Origin of the sequence: Alishewanella tabrizica, from assembly GCF_014652375.1 — a bacterium.
GTDB classification, from domain to species: Bacteria; Pseudomonadota; Gammaproteobacteria; order Enterobacterales; family Alteromonadaceae; genus Alishewanella; species Alishewanella tabrizica.
In genome coordinates this window covers 1-17361 of the sequence record NZ_BMYR01000017.1, presented here as the reverse complement: position 1 = coordinate 17361, position 17361 = coordinate 1, and the positions used below count along the sequence as shown (strand labels likewise).

The following is a 17361-nucleotide window of genomic DNA, read 5'->3' as shown; positions in this document are numbered from 1 at the left end:
ATTCCAAAACTTTTAATACATAAAGAAAAAAAGTTGTTTAGTTTGGCCTTACTAACGGAGTACCGTTATTTCTTAGGCCGCTTGGCGCCGTACTTAGAACGGCCTTGTTTACGATCTTTTACGCCAGCACAGTCTAATGTGCCACGTACGGTGTGGTAACGCACACCTGGAAGGTCTTTTACCCGGCCACCGCGGATCAGCACTACGCTGTGTTCCTGCAGGTTGTGGCCTTCACCACCAATATAAGAAGTTACCTCGAATCCGTTGGTTAAACGAACACGGCATACTTTACGTAATGCTGAGTTAGGCTTCTTAGGTGTAGTGGTGTATACACGGGTACAAACACCACGCTTCTGCGGGCAAGCTTCAAGCGCCGGAACGGTGCTCTTGGCTACCTTCTGGCTGCGCGGCTTACGCACTAGCTGGTTGATTGTTGCCATTAAATACTCCTGGTTAATAAATACCCAATAAACGTGAAAATTCCGCACCCTAAATTTAGGGTCGCGGAATTCTAATGGTCAAGCTTTGACCTGTCAAGTTACAAAGCAGTTTGCCGGCGTTTTAATCACCGGCAAGCCTGTTTATCCCTTGTTTACTCGTCGTTGCCCGATAAATTCATATTAAGTGCATCAGTCAATGCTTGTTCAGCAGATTCAGCACTCATTACCGGTTCAACAACCTCGTTGTTGCCTGCACGTAACCGCGCACGGTTCTGGTGATATGAAAAACCAGTACCGGCAGGGATTAAACGGCCAACAATAACGTTTTCTTTCAGACCACGCAGTTCGTCAATCTTACCTGCTACAGCAGCTTCAGTGAGAACGCGAGTCGTTTCTTGGAACGAGGCCGCAGAAATAAAGGAATCAGTAGACAATGATGCCTTAGTAATACCGAGTAAAACACGCTCGTATTGAGCTGGCTGTTTACCTGCCAGTTCTAACTCACGGTTAGCGATGTTTACTCTGGCTACCTCAGCTTGTTCACCTTCTAAGAACTCACTATCACCTGGGCTGGTAATAATGCACTTACGCAACATTTGACGAATGATCGTTTCAATGTGCTTATCGTTAATTTTTACGCCCTGTAAGCGGTAAACATCCTGCACTTCGTTCACGATATAGCTGGCGACATGGTGGATACCACGTAAACGCAGGATATCATGTGCCGACTCTGGACCTTCAGAGATAACTTCGCCTTTTTCAATGCGCTCACCTTCGAACACATTAACCTGACGCCATTTCTGGATCATCTCTTCATGTACATCACCTTGATCAGGCGTAATTAATAAGCGGCGTTTACCTTTCGTTTCCTTACCGAAGCCGATAACACCTGAAATCTCAGCCAAAATCGCTGGATCTTTTGGTTTACGTGCTTCAAATAAGTCAGCAACGCGCGGCAGACCACCGGTGATGTCTCGTGTTTTCGAGCTTTCCTGTGGAATACGCGCTAACACCGTACCTGTAACAACGGTATCGCCATCAGCCACTTCAATGGTGGTGAAGCTTGGCAGACGGATTTCTTGCAAGCCACCATCGTCTGTTGCCAAGATAAGTTTTGGCTCTTTGGCGTTAGCCTTAGCCAAATCTTTTACTACAGTACGGGTTAAACCAGTCAGTTCGTCTTGCTGTACTTCAGTGTTGGTATCATCAACATCACTGAAGGTAACCTTAGCACCACGCTCCAAAATGATTGGGTGTGAGTGCGGATCCCAGTTTGCCACAACTTGTCCAGCAGTAACTTTGGCATTGTCGTCTGTTGCCAAGATAGAACCGTATGGCAGCTTGTAGCGCTCTTTCTCGCGACCTAACTCATCAAAGACCGTTACTTCAGCTGAACGTGAGGTAATAACAATTTTGTTATCCGCATTGCGAACAAATTTGGCATTCTGCAGCTTCAAAGTACCGGCGTTTTTCACCTGTACACTGTTTTCTGCTGAGGCCCGTGATGCCGCACCACCGATGTGGAAAGTACGCATGGTCAACTGAGTACCCGGCTCACCGATTGACTGTGCAGCGATAACACCTACCGCTTCACCAGCGTTAATCAGGTGACCACGTGCTAAATCACGACCGTAACACTTAGCGCAAACACCAAAATCTGTTTGACAGGTAATTACAGAGCGAACGTGCACTTCGTCGATAGAGTTTTGCTCGATGGCATCACACAGCTGTTCGTCTAGCATGGTACCGTCAGCAACTAGCACTTCGCCGGTAGTAGGTGAAACGATGTCGCCAATTACCACACGACCAAGCACGCGCTCACGTAAGCCCTCAACCACGTCACCACCTTCAATCAGCGGCTTCATGATGATACCTTGATCAGAGCCACAATCGTGCTCTGTAACCACTAAGTCTTGTGCAACATCGACTAAACGACGTGTCAAATAACCTGAGTTTGCTGTTTTTAACGCGGTATCGGCCAAACCTTTACGTGCACCGTGTGTTGAAATAAAGTATTGCAATACACTTAAGCCTTCACGGAAGTTTGCCGTGATAGGTGTTTCGATGATTGAGCCATCTGGCTTAGCCATCAGACCACGCATAGCGGCTAACTGACGGATTTGGGCTGGTGAGCCCCGTGCGCCAGAGTCTGCCATCATATACACCGAGTTAAATGATTGCTGTTGCACCGTATTGCCATCACGGTCAACCACGTCTTCTTTTGACAGGTTGTCCATCATCGCTTTTGACAGTACTTCATTCGCCGTTGACCAAATATCGATAACTTTATTGTACTTTTCACCGGCAGTCACCAGACCTTGTTGGAACTGGTCCTGAATTTCGGCGACTTCGGCTTCAGCAGCGTCGATGATCTCGGTTTTCGCCGCTGGGATCACCATATCGTCGATACCAACAGATACACCAGACAGCATGGCGTAGTGGAAACCGGTATACATAATCTGGTCAGCCAGAATTACAGTTTGTTTCAAACCAATACGGCGATAAGCACCATTTAACAGGCGAGAAATTTGTTTCTTACCCATCGCTTGGTTAATTGAATCAAACGCTAAACCTTCAGGCAGAATTGAATATAAAATTGCCCGACCTACCGTTGTGTCACGCACAGCAGTAGAACTAGTACGCGTGCCGTCTTCAGCAATAACCACTTCCGTGATACGCACTTTCGCTTTTGCATGTAAGCTTGCAACATCGGCACGGAACGCTTTTTCAGCTTCTTTCGGGCTCTTGAACATCATGCCTTCGCCTTTAGCATTAACTGCTTCGCGCGTCATGTAGTAAAGACCCAAAACAACGTCTTGTGACGGAACAATGATCGGCTCGCCGTTTGCTGGCGACAGTACGTTGTTGGTAGACATCATCAACGCACGTGCTTCTAACTGCGCTTCCAGCGTTAACGGTACGTGTACCGCCATCTGGTCACCGTCGAAGTCAGCGTTATACGCAGCACACACCAAGGGGTGTAATTGAATGGCTTTACCTTCAATAAGTACTGGTTCAAACGCTTGGATACCTAAACGGTGAAGTGTTGGTGCACGGTTCAGTAATACCGGGTGTTCACGGATTACTTCGTCCAATACGTCCCATACTGCGCCTTCTTCGCGCTCTACCATCTTTTTAGCCGCTTTGATCGTCGTGGCTAAACCACGTGCTTCCAGCTTGCCATAAATGAAGGGCTTGAACAGCTCAAGTGCCATTTTCTTCGGTAAACCACACTGGTGTAAACGTAAAGTAGGACCAACGGTAATAACCGAACGACCAGAGTAGTCAACACGCTTACCAAGCAAGTTTTGACGGAAACGACCTTGCTTACCTTTGATCATATCGGCCAAAGATTTCAGTGGGCGTTTATTCGAGCCGGTAATCGCACGACCACGACGACCGTTATCTAACAAGGCATCAACGGCCTCTTGTAACATCCGCTTTTCGTTACGCACGATAATATCGGGTGCAGATAAATCGAGTAAACGCTTCAAGCGATTGTTACGGTTGATCACACGACGATATAAATCGTTCAGATCTGACGTGGCAAAACGGCCACCGTCCAATGGTACTAACGGACGTAAATCCGGCGGTAACACAGGCAGTACTGTCATGATCATCCACTCTGGCTTATTACCAGAGGTGTGGAAAGCTTCCATCAGTTTTAAACGTTTGCTAATTTTCTTACGCTTAGTTTCTGAGTTGATGGTTGGTAGCTCTTCGCGCATTTGCTTGATTTCAGTTGGCAAGTCGATACCTTTTAGGATATCCAGAATTGCTTCTGCACCCATCTTGGCTTCAAACTCGTCACCGTGCTCTTCCAACACATCCAGATATTCTTCTTCAGTCAGCATCTGACGACGCTCTAAAGACGTCATACCTGGCTCTGTCACCACGTAGCTTTCGAAATACAGTACACGTTCGATATCACGCAGCGTCATATCAAGTAACAAACCGATACGGCTTGGTAATGATTTCAGGAACCAAATGTGTGCTGTCGGGCTAGCCAATTCAATATGGCCCATACGCTCACGACGTACCTTGGTTAAGGTAACTTCAACGCCACATTTTTCACAAATCACACCACGGTGCTTTAAGCGTTTGTACTTACCACACAAACACTCATAATCTTTTACCGGGCCAAAAATACGGGCGCAGAATAAACCATCACGCTCGGGTTTAAAGGTACGGTAGTTGATCGTCTCAGGTTTTTTTACTTCACCAAATGACCACGAACGGATCATATCTGGCGAAGATAAACCGATACGAATAACATCAAACTCTTCAGTTTTAGTTTGCTGTTTCAGAAACTTTAATAAGTCTTTCACCTTTGCTCTCCTGTAAGAGGTAAACCGGAATGGGGCAGTTTACTGCCCCCCAACACGAGGTCGGTTTATTCCTCTTCCAATTCGATATTGATACCGAGCGAACGGATTTCTTTCATCAATACGTTGAAAGATTCTGGCATGCCAGGTTCCATTCTGTGGTCGCCGTCAACAATGTTTTTATACATCTTGGTACGACCGTTGACGTCATCAGACTTAACGGTAAGCATTTCTTGTAGGGTGTAAGCCGCACCATATGCTTCTAACGCCCACACTTCCATCTCACCGAAACGCTGACCACCGAACTGTGCTTTACCACCTAATGGTTGCTGTGTTACCAAGCTGTAAGAGCCGGTAGAACGTGCGTGCATTTTGTCGTCAACCAAGTGGTTCAGTTTTAACATGTACATGTAACCAACCGTCACTTTACGTTCGAAAGTATTACCAGTACGGCCATCATACAAGGTGATCTGACCGCTTGCTGGTAAGTCACCCAGTTCAAGCAGTTCCTTGATCTCTGATTCCTTAGCACCATCGAATACTGGAGTCGCAACAGGTAAACCTTTACGTAGGTTTTGCGCTAATCGACGAATTTCATCGTCGCTGAAGCTTGCAATATCCACGTTTTGACGTGACTCACCTAAGGCATACACTTTCTTCAAGAACTCGCGGATTTCCGCTACTTCTTTTTGCTCTTTAATCATGCCATCGATCTTATCACCGATACCACGAGCAGCTAAACCTAAGTGTGTTTCTAAGATCTGACCAATGTTCATCCGTGATGGAACGCCCAGCGGGTTCAACACGATATCTACTGGTTGGCCTTTTTCGTCATAAGGCATATCTTCAACAGGAACAATGGTAGAGATAACCCCTTTGTTACCGTGACGACCAGCCATCTTGTCACCAGGTTGAATACGACGTTTAACAGCAAGATACACTTTAACGATTTTTAACACGCCGGGTGCTAAATCATCACCTTGAACGATCTTACGACGTTTTGCTTCGAACTTTTTATCATACTCAATACGGATTTCTTCGTACTGGGTAGCTAATTGCTCTAAGTCGTTTTGTTTGTCTTCATCGCTTAAGCTTTGATTAAACAGTGCATCACCTTTCAAGGTGTCTAATTTCACGCGATCTAAACCGCTTTGCTCAAGCAAGTTACGAGCACGGTCAAAGATACCTGCTTCTAGGATACGGAATTCTTCATTCAGGTCTTTTTTGGCCTGTTTGACTTCCATTTCCTCGATTTCGCGAGCACGTTTGTCTTTTTCAACGCCATCACGCGTAAATACTTGAACATCAATAACAGTACCCGTTACCGAGTTTGGCACACGTAATGAAGTATCTTTAACATCAGACGCTTTTTCACCAAAGATGGCACGTAGCAGTTTTTCTTCTGGGGTTAATTGGCTCTCACCTTTAGGTGTTACCTTACCAACCAGAATATCGCCACCTTTAACTTCAGCACCAATATAAACGATACCGGCTTCATCTAGTTTAGAAAGCGCTGACTCACCCACGTTCGGGATATCACCAGTGATTTCTTCAGGTCCAAGCTTTGTATCACGTGCAATACAGCTTAATTCTTGAATATGGATCGTGGTTAAACGATCTTCTTGCACTAAACGCTCTGATAACAAAATCGAATCTTCGAAGTTGTAACCATTCCATGGCATAAACGCCACGCGTAAGTTTTGACCTAACGCCAACTCACCTAAGTCAGTTGATGGACCGTCTGCCAATACATCACCGCGCTCAATTGGCTCACCATGATTCACACATGGGCGCTGATTGATACACGTATTCTGGTTAGAGCGAGTGTATTTGGTTAAGTTATAGATATCGATACCGGCTTCACCGGCTACCATTTCTTCTTCGTGAACTTTGATTACAATGCGGCTAGCGTCAACATAATCAACAGTACCACCACGCTTTGCTACTACAGTAACACCAGAGTCTTTTGCTACAACGCGCTCAATACCTGTGCCTACCAGCGGTTTATCCGCACGTAAAGTAGGTACTGCTTGACGTTGCATGTTTGAACCCATCAATGCACGGTTAGCATCATCGTGTTCTAAGAATGGGATCAGCGCAGCAGCAACAGACACGATCTGTTGTGGTGCAACGTCCATATATTGAACTTCAGAAGACGGCATTAAACTAAATTCGTTCTTAAACCGGCAAGGTACTAAACCTTCAACAATACGGTTGTTTTCATCTAAGTCAGCGTTAGCCTGAGCGATAACAAAGTTACCCTCTTCAATTGCTGATAAGAAATCAACTTCGTCTGTCACAATACCATTTTCGATCCGACGGTATGGTGTCTCAAGGAAACCATATTCGTTAGTTTGCGCGAAAATAGATAACGAGTTGATCAAACCGATGTTTGGACCTTCTGGTGTTTCAATTGGACAAACACGACCGTAGTGGGTTGGGTGTACGTCACGTACTTCGAAACCAGCACGCTCACGCGTTAAACCGCCGGGGCCTAAAGCAGAAATACGACGCTTGTGCGTCACTTCTGACAATGGGTTGTTTTGGTCCATAAACTGAGACAATTGACTGGAACCAAAGAACTCTTTTACCGCAGCAGAGATAGGTTTCGCATTAATTAAGTCTTGTGGCATTACAGCATCGAGATCGCCTAATGACAAGCGCTCTTTAACGGCACGTTCAACCCGCACTAAACCAACACGGAATTGGTTCTCGGCCATTTCACCTACTGAACGAATACGACGGTTACCTAAGTGATCGATATCATCGACTTCGCCTTTACCGTTACGAATATCGATTAACACTTTCATCACAGCAAGAATATCTTCCTTGCTCAATACACCTACGCCAACACCCTCGTCAAAATTAACGCGGCGGTTAAACTTCATCCGTCCAACAGTAGACAGATCGTAACGATCTTCTGAGAAGAACAGATTTTCAAATAAGGTTTCAGCAGCTTCACGCGTTGGTGGCTCACCCGGGCGCATCATACGGTAAATTTCTACCAATGCTTCCATCCGGTTGCTGCTTGGATCAATACGAATGGTTTCAGACACGTAAGAGCCTTGATCCAAATCGTTGATATATAATGTTTCAAAACTGTCATAGCCGGCTTTTGCTAGTTTTGCTAACAGCTCTAATGTGAGCTCTGCGTTCGCCTCGGCAATAATCTCTCCGGTTGAACGGTCAGCGTAATTTTTCGCTAGGACACGACCTACCACATATTCATGTGGTACTTCCATCATGGTCATACCGGTTTTTTCCAGTTGACGCACATGACGGGCGGTAATACGACGACCTTGCTCTACGATCACTTCGCCATCGTTGTCTTTAATATCAAATGCAGCAGTTTCACCACGTAAACGGTTAGCCACTACTTCCATCATGATCTTACCGTCTTTGATATCAAAGCGGGTATTTTCGAAAAAGATGGACAGAATTTGTTCAGTACTAAATTCTAATGCACGTAATAAAATCGTCGCAGGTAATTTACGGCGACGGTCGATACGTACAAACAGGTTATCTTTGGCATCAAACTCAAAGTCTAACCATGAACCACGGTAAGGAATTACCCGCGCGTTATAAAGTACTTTGCCTGATGAGTGCGTTTTACCACGATCGTGGTCAAAAAACACACCAGGACTACGGTGTAACTGAGAAACGATAACACGCTCAGTACCATTGATTACAAAAGTACCGTTTTCGGTCATCAACGGGATTTCGCCCATGTAGACTTCTTGCTCGCGGATGTCTTTGATGGTGCCTGGTGCTTCTTTGTCAAATAATACCATACGCAATTTAACGCGTAAGGGCGCAGAATACGTTACGCCACGGATCTGACATTCCTTCACATCAAAAACGGGTTCCCCAATGCGGTAGCTGACGTACTGCAATTCCGCGCTGCCTGAATAGCTTTTGATTGGAAATACAGAGCGGAATGCGGCTTCTAAACCGTATTCACCTTCCGGATCTGGCTCGATAAATTTGCTGAAAGATTCGATTTGAATCGACAGCAGGTATGGCACATCCAATACTTCCGGACGTTTGCCGAAGTCCTTACGGATACGTTTCTTCTCAGAATAAGAGTAAGTCATGGGGTTCCTCAGCTTGCTGATTTTTTTCCCAACCACCGTTCGGTGGCTTGTGTTACCAGGACTGGTAACAATAGGGGTGGGGAAATCATTGTCCCACAGCGCAAAAAGGCCGGTGATTAATTCATCACCAGCCCGGCCCAATTTCTCAGGCAGCTAATCTGGTTTGCACCAGATTATTTGATTTCAACAGTTGCACCAGCTTCTTCAAGTTCTTTCTTGAGAGCTTCGGCTTCTGCTTTAGAAACAGCTTCTTTGATTGGCGCTGGAGCGCTTTCAACCAAGTCTTTTGCTTCTTTCAAACCTAAACCGGTTGCGCCACGTACTGCTTTGATAACAGATACTTTGTTAGCGCCAACAGCGGCTAAGATTACGTTGAATTCAGTTTGCTCTTCAACAACAGCAGCTGGACCAGCAGCTACAGCTACTGCAGCAGCGGCTGAAACACCGAATTTTTCTTCCATTGCAGATACTAACTCAACAACTTCCATTACAGACATTGCTGCGATAGCGTCTAAGATTTGCTCTTTAGTCACTGACATTGCGCAGATTCCTAAATTGTGGGCCTTGGCCCGAATTAAACTCTACTCAAACCAAACGTAAAATTACGCGGCTTGCTCTTGTTTTTGGTCGCGAACCGCGGCAATGGTACGTACCAATTTGCCGGCTGCTGCCTCTTTCATGGTGCTCATCAGGCGTGCAATAGCTTCGTCGTAAGTTGGTAACGATGCTAAAACGTCGATGTTCACTGGGGTACCGTTGAAAGCTGCACCTTTAAGCTCAAAGTTTTTGTTATCTTTGGCGAAATCTTTGAAGATACGCGCTGCAGCACCTGGGTGCTCCTTAGAAAACGCAACTAATGTTGGGCCTACAAATACATCTTTCAGACACTCAAATTCGGTGCCTTCAACTGCGCGGCGCGCTAAGGTGTTACGGACTACTTTAACCCATACACCCGCTTCACGTGCCTGCTTACGCAGTGCAGTGATTTTGCCTACAGTGACACCACGAGCGTCTGCGACTACCGCAGATAAAGCACCTTTGGCAGCTTCCTGGACTTCAGCAACAATTGCTTTTTTGTCTTCAAGCTTAATAGCCATTGGCTCTTAACTCCTGGTTCATCCGAGCATTATGCTCGGTTGCCTACACATCGCTGGCGGTTGCCAGCGCGCGATTTACGGTGAGACCAGAAGGAATTTAATTCTTTCTGGGGCCTACACCGTCTGCGTAGGTTGGTTATTTTAAGTCACGCTACTCAAAAAAGCGTTGTGACACCTACGGTCTTGGACGGAAGCTAGCGCTTTTGACGGCCTAGCTTCTACCCTAAAAACGAGGGCGAGATTATAAATTAACCTACCCTTGCTGTAAAGCGCTTATACTACAGCACTTAATGAAGCTTGGCTCAGAGTTAACCCTGCACCGTGTGTAGAAGAAAGGGTTACTTTCTTGATATACACACCTTTTGCTACTGAAGGCTTAGCACGCTTCAATGCAATTAATAAAGCTTCTAAGTTTTCTTTCAGTTTATCAGCATCGAAATCGATTTTGCCGATAGTTGAATGGATAATACCATTCTTGTCATTACGGTAACGAACCTGACCGGCTTTAGCATTTTTAACCGCTTCTGCTACGTTAGGGGTAACAGTACCAGTTTTCGGGTTTGGCATCAGACCGCGTGGGCCTAAAATTTGACCTAACATACCTACAACACGCATTGCATCAGGAGAAGCAATAACCACGTCGAAATTCATTACGCCTTTCTTAACTTGTTCAGCTAAGTCTTCCATACCAACGATATCTGCACCAGCAGCTTTCGCAGCTTCAGCATTAGCACCTTGGGTGAATACTGCAACACGTACTGTGCGACCAGTACCGTGTGGTAACACTGTGGCACCACGTACGTTCTGATCAGATTTACGTGCGTCAATACCCAGGTTTACTGCAACATCAACGCTTTCAAGGAACTTACCAGCAGTTAATTCTTTCAATAAAGCAACAGCTTCATTGATATCATACTCGCGAGTTGAATCCACTTTAGAACGGATTAACTTAGCGCGTTTTGTTAATTTAGCCATCGATTAGCCCTCCACCACTAAGCCCATTGAACGAGCAGTACCTTCAATGGTACGCACCGCAGCAGCATGATCTGCAGCTGTTAAATCAGGTTGTTTGACCTTAACGATCTCTTCAATCTGAGCAGCTGAAATTTTGCCAACTTTCTGGGTATTAGGACGACCAGAACCACTCTTCAGGCCAGCCGCTTTCAATAATAAGAAAGACGCTGGTGGAGTGCGAGTTTCGAACGTGAAAGAACGATCGCTATATACTGTAATAACAACAGGAATTGGCATGCCTTTTTCAAGACTTTCTGTGCGAGCGTTAAAGCCTTTACAGAATTCCATGATGTTAACACCGTGTTGACCTAACGCCGGACCTACTGGTGGCGACGGGTTTGCCATACCGGCTTTTACCTGCAGTTTAATAAGTGCAGTGACTTTCTTTGCCATGTTTCACCTCTGTTAGTGGGTCTTAGCCTTGTAAGTGCGAGGACACTTACTCAAACGGCTTCCCAAACGATAAAAAGGGCGCAGATTATATTTTAATCAGCGCCCCGATACAAGTTGTAATTTAAGCTTTTTCGACTTGACCAAATTCAAGTTCTACAGGCGTAGCACGGCCGAAGATTAAAACAGACACTTTTACGCGACTTTTCTCATAATCGACTTCTTCTACAACGCCATTAAAGTCGGCGAATGGACCTTCAGTAACACGGACAACTTCACCGGCTTCAAACAGTGTTTTCGGCTTAGGTTTATCTGCATTATCTTGTAAGCGATTTAATATCGTCATCGCTTCTTTTTCAGAAATAGGCGCTGGACGATCTGAAGTGCCACCGATAAAACCTAATACGCGAGGCACACTTTTTACTAAGTGCCACGCTTCTTCGCACATTTCCATTTGCACTAACACGTAGCCAGGAAAGAATTTGCGCTCAGATTTACGTTTTTGACCCGCACGCATTTCAACAACTTCTTCAGTTGGTACTAGCACTTCGCCAAACTTTTCTTCCATGCTATGGATTTTGATATGTTCACGTAAGGAGGTAGCCACTCGCTGCTCGAAACCTGAAAAGGCTTGCACGACGTACCAACGCATTTTTTCAGCCATAACTTACATCCCCAGTCCGGTAAAGAAAGACACAACACGTAATAAAATTGCGTCAAGCCCCCACAAAATAAGCCCCATAATAATGGTAGCAATAATCACAATAATGGTGGTTTGCATGGTTTCTTGACGAGTTGGCCATACTACTTTGCGAACTTCAGTGCGTGACTCTTTAGCAAAATTGAGAAAAATCTTTCCTTTGGTGGTTTGTGCAGCAACAAAACCTGCAGCCGCTACTAGCACAACAATGGCAATCGCTCTTTCCAGACTCGATAATTCATAAATGTAATTACCAACCACGACCAGTGACAATATCACTAGCACTAACAACCATTTAACCAGATCTAATCCGCTTTTTGGGGCTTCGCTTGTTGCACTCATGCTTCCACTCACTTAATTTGGCTTACTTATGCTAATGATATAAACATGCATAATGGCTCGGCAAGGTGTCCGAACCCGAAAATAGTGGCAGGGGCAGAGGGATTCGAACCCCCAACCATCGGTTTTGGAGACCGCTGTTCTACCAATTGGAACTATGCCCCTACGAAAATAAAACAACACGCATTATACGGTGATTTTGCCGTGCCGTTAAATAGCCGCCCATTATACTGCCTTGGCGTGCTAAAACAAGCTTACAATATCTTATTGCATAATTTTTAGAATATTAAATAACAAAAAGGCCCCAAACGGAGCCTTCTTTTTACATCAATGCGAAATCAATAATTACGCGATGATTTTTGATACTACACCAGCACCTACTGTACGGCCACCTTCACGGATAGCGAAGCGTAAACCTTCGTCCATCGCGATTGGGCAAATCAGTTCAACAACAAACTTCAAGTTGTCGCCTGGCATTACCATCTCTACGCCTTCTGGCAGCTCAACTGCGCCAGTTACGTCTGTAGTACGGAAGTAGAACTGTGGACGGTAGCCTTTGAAGAATGGCGTGTGACGACCGCCTTCTTCTTTTGACAATACGTACACTTCGCCTTCGAACTTAGTGTGTGGCTTGATTGAACCTGGCTTAGCAAGTACTTGACCACGTTCTACGTCTTCACGCTTAGTACCACGTAATAAGGCACCAATGTTCTCACCTGCACGACCTTCGTCTAACAGCTTACGGAACATTTCTACACCAGTACAGGTAGTAGCAACAGTATCTTTGATACCAACGATTTCTACGGTCTCACCTACTTTAACGATACCCTGCTCTACACGGCCTGTTACTACAGTACCACGACCAGCAATTGAGAATACGTCTTCGATTGGCATGATGAATGGCTTATCAATCGCACGTACTGGCTCTGGGATGTAAGTATCTAACGCTTCGCCTAATTCCAGGATTTTCTTTTCCCACTCAGCATCGCCTTCCAGACCTTTTAAGGCTGAACCACGGATTACTGGCAGGTCATCACCTGGGAAGTCGTAGTCTGAAAGAAGCTCACGCACTTCCATTTCTACTAATTCTAATAATTCTTCGTCATCTACCATGTCACACTTGTTCATGAACACGATGATGTACGGTACGCCTACCTGACGTGATAACAGGATGTGCTCACGTGTTTGTGGCATTGGGCCGTCAGTCGCTGCTACTACCAGGATTGCGCCGTCCATCTGTGCAGCACCTGTGATCATGTTCTTAACATAGTCGGCGTGACCTGGACAGTCAACGTGCGCATAGTGGCGTGTTGGCGTGTCATATTCTACGTGTGAAGTATTGATCGTGATACCACGAGCTTTTTCTTCTGGTGCTTTATCAATTTGATCGAAAGCAAATGCCTGACCGCCGTAATGCTTAGCTAATACGTTAGTGATAGCAGCTGTCAGAGTAGTTTTACCGTGGTCAACGTGGCCGATAGTACCTACGTTTACGTGCGGTTTTACGCGTTCAAATTTAGCCTTAGCCATAAGTAACCCTTTATTAAACAAAACGGCGAATTAACGATGTATGATTGTAATGCGAACGAGGAAGGCATGCAAGATGGTGCTGATACCCAGAATCGAACTGGGGACCTCATCCTTACCAAGGATGCGCTCTACCGCCTGAGCTATATCAGCAACTTTGTATCTGGAGCGGGCAGCGGGAATCGAACCCGCATCTTCAGCTTGGAAGGCTGAGGTAATAGCCATTATACGATGCCCGCGGCCTATTCGTAGCTATTCTCCTGACGAGATCCACAACTAATGGTGCCGCTTATCCGAGTCGAACGGATGACCTACTGATTACAAGTCAGTTGCTCTACCAACTGAGCTAAAGCGGCACTACGTCAGTGGGTGCGAATTCTAGTAGAATGGCGGTTACTGCGCAACAAGAAAAACCGAAAAAAGTATAATTTGTTCGCCGAACGGCTAATTGTTGCGCAATTCAAAGATTAACTGTTGATATAACGCGCTACTCCACGAAATATCAATAAAGGATCATGGTAGACAGGAAGATCTGTTAAGTAGGTAGTAAGCTTTTCTGCATCACCACCTGTAAGTAATAAGTGCTTCGCTGGCCGAAGTTGCCAAGCGAGTCGAATCGCCCCTGTAACGGCAGCTAAAGCGCCATTTTCCACACAACTATGCGTATCATTACCCAATCTTAAACTATTGGCCTCACCAGGGCGACTTTGTACTTTGGCGGTATTACTAATTACGGCTTCCTGTTGCAAACGTACTCCGGGTATTATCCAGCCGCCTTCGTGTTGTTGTTTATCATTTAACCAGTCTAACGTGAGCGCGGTACCAGCATCTATTATTAGCAGATCAGTGTTAACAAATAATGTGGCGGCACCTAGCAGGGCGAGCCAACGATCCACGCCAAGCTTTTCTGGCATTTGGTAGCAATTTGTCACTGAGAAAGCACTTGCTTCACTTCTCAGTAAATGCCAAGGAACATGACCTAATTCTAATTTTTGTTTTAATAGACTAATTTTGTCCTCAGCTGCCACACTTGCCACATAAACCCCTTGCCAAGCTTCATCTTTAAGTGTTTCAGCTGTCACTTCAGTTAAAGGTCTAAACTGCCCATTATGATAAGTTACCGCCTTAGTTCGAGTATTACCAACATCTAATAGTAAATACATTATGTGCTAGCCCTTAACGATATTTCACCGCCATAATAAGCCTGTATATTCCCGTCTTGTTCTAACAAAACTGCACCATTTTCATCAACACCTAAACAGATCCCACTTGCGGTAGCTGAACCACTTATACTAACTAAACACTTCGCAAAAACATCGTACTGATTAAAGATCTGTTGAAAAGGCTTAAAACCTTCTATTTCAAAGGTATTTAGAGCATTTGTTAATTCATCTTGTAATTGTACTATTAATTTATTGCGATCAATAAGCTGACCGGTAGCTTGCGTTAGATCGGCATATGGCTGATTGATATGTTGTAAAGCGGTTTCAGGTAAAGCAATATTTAATCCAATACCGATAATCACATTACAAGCCGCATCAGCTTGCCCCGCTAGCTCAACCAAAACTCCGGCAATCTTATGGCCATTAATGTAAATATCGTTTGGCCATTTCAGTTGCGCATTAACTTGATACTCGCGTCTAAGTAAACTGCATAGTGCACAACCTGCCACTAAGCTTAAACCCATTGCGGCTTGCACTCCTTGTTCTAACCGCCAGTAATAGCTGAAATACAAATTGCTTCCATAAGGCGAATACCACTGACGTCCGCGGCGGCCCCGGCCAGCAGTCTGCGCTTCAGCTACAACAACCGTGGCTTTTAACGGAGGCGATGCATTTTGAAGCATTTGCAGCAGCTGTAAATTTGTTGAGTCTGTTATGTGCTGCACGAAGACTGGCGCCGTCCCAACCGATTGCAATTTTTTTATCCGCTGCGCATCTAATAAAAGTAACGGACGAGCTAAACCATAGCCCTTTCCCTTTACCTTATAAACATCTAAACCAACCTGCTCCAAATCATTGATGTAATTCGCGATAGCCGTCCGACTTACGCCAAATTGTTCAGCCAACGCTTGACCTGAGTGAAAACCTCCATCAGCTAAAACTGCAAGTAACTGTCGCTGTACTTGTAGACTAGCTTTCGACATAGTGGTGTCCGTTGCTGTCTAATAAACGCACTTCTGGCTCTAACATAATCTGAAATTGTGCTTGTATTTTCTGTTGGATCAAACAAACTAAATCGAGTAATGCTGCACCATCTGCACCACCGTAGTTAACGAGTACCAGCGGCTGATGTTCATAGCACCCTACATTATTAAGCTTATAACCCTTAAAGCCGGCCTGATCGATTAGCCATGCTGCCGGGACTTTAATGCCATTTTCCACACTAAATCCTGGGATCTTTGCAAAAGAGCTTTGTAATTTTTGATAGTGAGATTGGCTTATAACAGGATTTTTAAAAAAGCTACCACAGTTAGCAATAACATTATAATCCGGTAATTTTGCCTGACGGATAGCAATTATCTGTTGATAAATTTGCTGTAGTGAAACCGAAGTTGGTAACGTATCTAATCCAGGGTAAGTTAAAACAGGTTTTGGAACCTTATATAGTTTTAAACCAACAGCTACAATAATACCCTTACCTTGTAATTGGTGTTTAAAAATACTATCCCGATAAGCAAACTGACAGTCATTATTGTTTAATCGCCTAACGTTGCGTTCCGTCCAATCATAAAAATCAACATAACTACAGACATCGGAGAATTCTACCCCATAGGCACCGATATTCTGTACCGGTGCAGCACCAACAGATCCGGGGATTAACGCTTGGTTCTCAATTCCCCAGAGCTGTTGTGTTACTGCCCAGGTTACGAGTTCATGCCAATTATGCCCAGCTTCTACATGCAGCTCTATGTGTTGTAAGGTCTCAGCGGTTACCGTTTTAGATTGGGCTAAAAAACGTAGAAGCGGGCGATCTTGAGATGCCAAAAAAACGGTATTACTACCTTCGCCAATAATTACAGGTGGATTTTCTGCATTAACGACAGCCAGATCTGAGAGTTCATCAATCACAATGACTTCAGACAACGTGTTTTTAAGACGAAATGTAGAATAAGCCTCAGCAGGCTGGTTATATAAAGTGCGCATAGCAAAACCGATTATCTAAGTACGGGCAATTCTAAAGCTCACTAGCAACAAGCGCAAATACAAATATCGGAAACGCAGCAGGCTAGTGAATATTGAAGCACAAAGCTGAGTCATCAGGTTATGAAAAGTAGCGAATAGCACGGCGCAGCGCCCTCAGCTGGGTAGTAATTTTTTCCACCGGCTTCGAGAAGCACCTCCCGGTGCCCACTCATCCTGCTGCTGCTGTCAACAACAACCCAATAGTGATCCACCCCAACAATCTAAAAGTGATCCACTACTCTTTAGTTTT

At 45.0% G+C, this 17361-nt stretch carries 13 protein-coding genes and 4 tRNA genes; all 17 read right to left on the bottom strand.

Annotated features, from left to right (window positions below; genetic code table 11):
- Positions 1 to 65: 65 nt before the first annotated feature.
- Entirely contained in the window at positions 66 to 440 is a 375-nt protein-coding gene (gene rpsL, locus IE070_RS15670) for a 30S ribosomal protein S12 (protein WP_008950791.1), read from the bottom strand.
- 152 nt (positions 441 to 592) lie between these two features.
- Positions 593 to 4768 (bottom strand): DNA-directed RNA polymerase subunit beta', encoded by a 4176-nt coding sequence (gene rpoC, locus IE070_RS15665; RefSeq protein ID WP_189484138.1) that lies wholly within the window; start codon positions 4766 to 4768, stop codon positions 593 to 595.
- A 65-nt stretch (positions 4769 to 4833) separates the two neighbouring features.
- Positions 4834 to 8859, bottom strand: a complete 4026-nt coding sequence (rpoB, locus tag IE070_RS15660; protein ID WP_189484137.1) for a DNA-directed RNA polymerase subunit beta — start codon at positions 8857 to 8859, stop codon at positions 4834 to 4836.
- A gap of 173 nt (positions 8860 to 9032) precedes the next feature.
- Positions 9033 to 9398, bottom strand: a complete 366-nt coding sequence (gene rplL / locus IE070_RS15655) for a 50S ribosomal protein L7/L12 (protein ID WP_189484136.1) — start codon at positions 9396 to 9398, stop codon at positions 9033 to 9035.
- A gap of 63 nt (positions 9399 to 9461) precedes the next feature.
- A complete protein-coding gene (rplJ, locus tag IE070_RS15650) occupies positions 9462 to 9956 on the bottom strand; it encodes a 50S ribosomal protein L10 (RefSeq protein WP_189484135.1) in 495 nt (164 codons plus the stop codon).
- Positions 9957 to 10229: 273 nt separating this feature from the next.
- Complete coding sequence (rplA, locus tag IE070_RS15645) at positions 10230 to 10931, bottom strand: 50S ribosomal protein L1 (RefSeq protein WP_189484134.1); 702 nt, start codon at positions 10929 to 10931, stop codon at positions 10230 to 10232.
- A gap of 3 nt (positions 10932 to 10934) precedes the next feature.
- On the bottom strand, positions 10935 to 11363 hold the full coding sequence (gene rplK / locus IE070_RS15640; RefSeq protein ID WP_189484133.1) for a 50S ribosomal protein L11: 429 nt from the start codon (positions 11361 to 11363) through the stop codon (positions 10935 to 10937).
- Positions 11364 to 11484: 121 nt separating this feature from the next.
- Positions 11485 to 12024, bottom strand: a complete 540-nt coding sequence (nusG, locus tag IE070_RS15635) for a transcription termination/antitermination protein NusG (protein ID WP_189434417.1) — start codon at positions 12022 to 12024, stop codon at positions 11485 to 11487.
- A gap of 3 nt (positions 12025 to 12027) precedes the next feature.
- Positions 12028 to 12402, bottom strand: coding sequence for a preprotein translocase subunit SecE (gene secE / locus IE070_RS15630; RefSeq protein ID WP_189484132.1), 375 nt, complete (start codon positions 12400 to 12402; stop codon positions 12028 to 12030).
- A gap of 85 nt (positions 12403 to 12487) precedes the next feature.
- A tRNA-Trp gene (locus tag IE070_RS15625) sits at positions 12488 to 12564 on the bottom strand.
- Between the two features lie 180 nt (positions 12565 to 12744).
- Entirely contained in the window at positions 12745 to 13929 is a 1185-nt protein-coding gene (gene tuf, locus IE070_RS15620; RefSeq protein ID WP_189484131.1) for an elongation factor Tu, read from the bottom strand.
- 74 nt (positions 13930 to 14003) lie between these two features.
- Positions 14004 to 14079 (bottom strand) — tRNA-Thr (locus tag IE070_RS15615).
- Between the two features lie 11 nt (positions 14080 to 14090).
- A tRNA-Gly gene (locus tag IE070_RS15610) sits at positions 14091 to 14165 on the bottom strand.
- Positions 14166 to 14206: 41 nt separating this feature from the next.
- Positions 14207 to 14282: transfer RNA gene (locus IE070_RS15605), tRNA-Thr, on the bottom strand.
- A 111-nt stretch (positions 14283 to 14393) separates the two neighbouring features.
- A complete protein-coding gene (locus IE070_RS15600) occupies positions 14394 to 15089 on the bottom strand; it encodes a type III pantothenate kinase (RefSeq protein ID WP_189484130.1) in 696 nt (231 codons plus the stop codon).
- A complete protein-coding gene (gene birA, locus IE070_RS15595; protein ID WP_189484129.1) occupies positions 15089 to 16072 on the bottom strand; it encodes a bifunctional biotin--[acetyl-CoA-carboxylase] ligase/biotin operon repressor BirA in 984 nt (327 codons plus the stop codon). The genes IE070_RS15600 and birA overlap by 1 nt, the downstream gene beginning before the upstream one ends.
- Complete coding sequence (murB, locus tag IE070_RS15590; RefSeq protein WP_189484128.1) at positions 16059 to 17072, bottom strand: UDP-N-acetylmuramate dehydrogenase; 1014 nt, start codon at positions 17070 to 17072, stop codon at positions 16059 to 16061. The genes birA and murB overlap by 14 nt, the downstream gene beginning before the upstream one ends.
- Between the last annotated feature and the right edge of the window lie 289 nt (positions 17073 to 17361).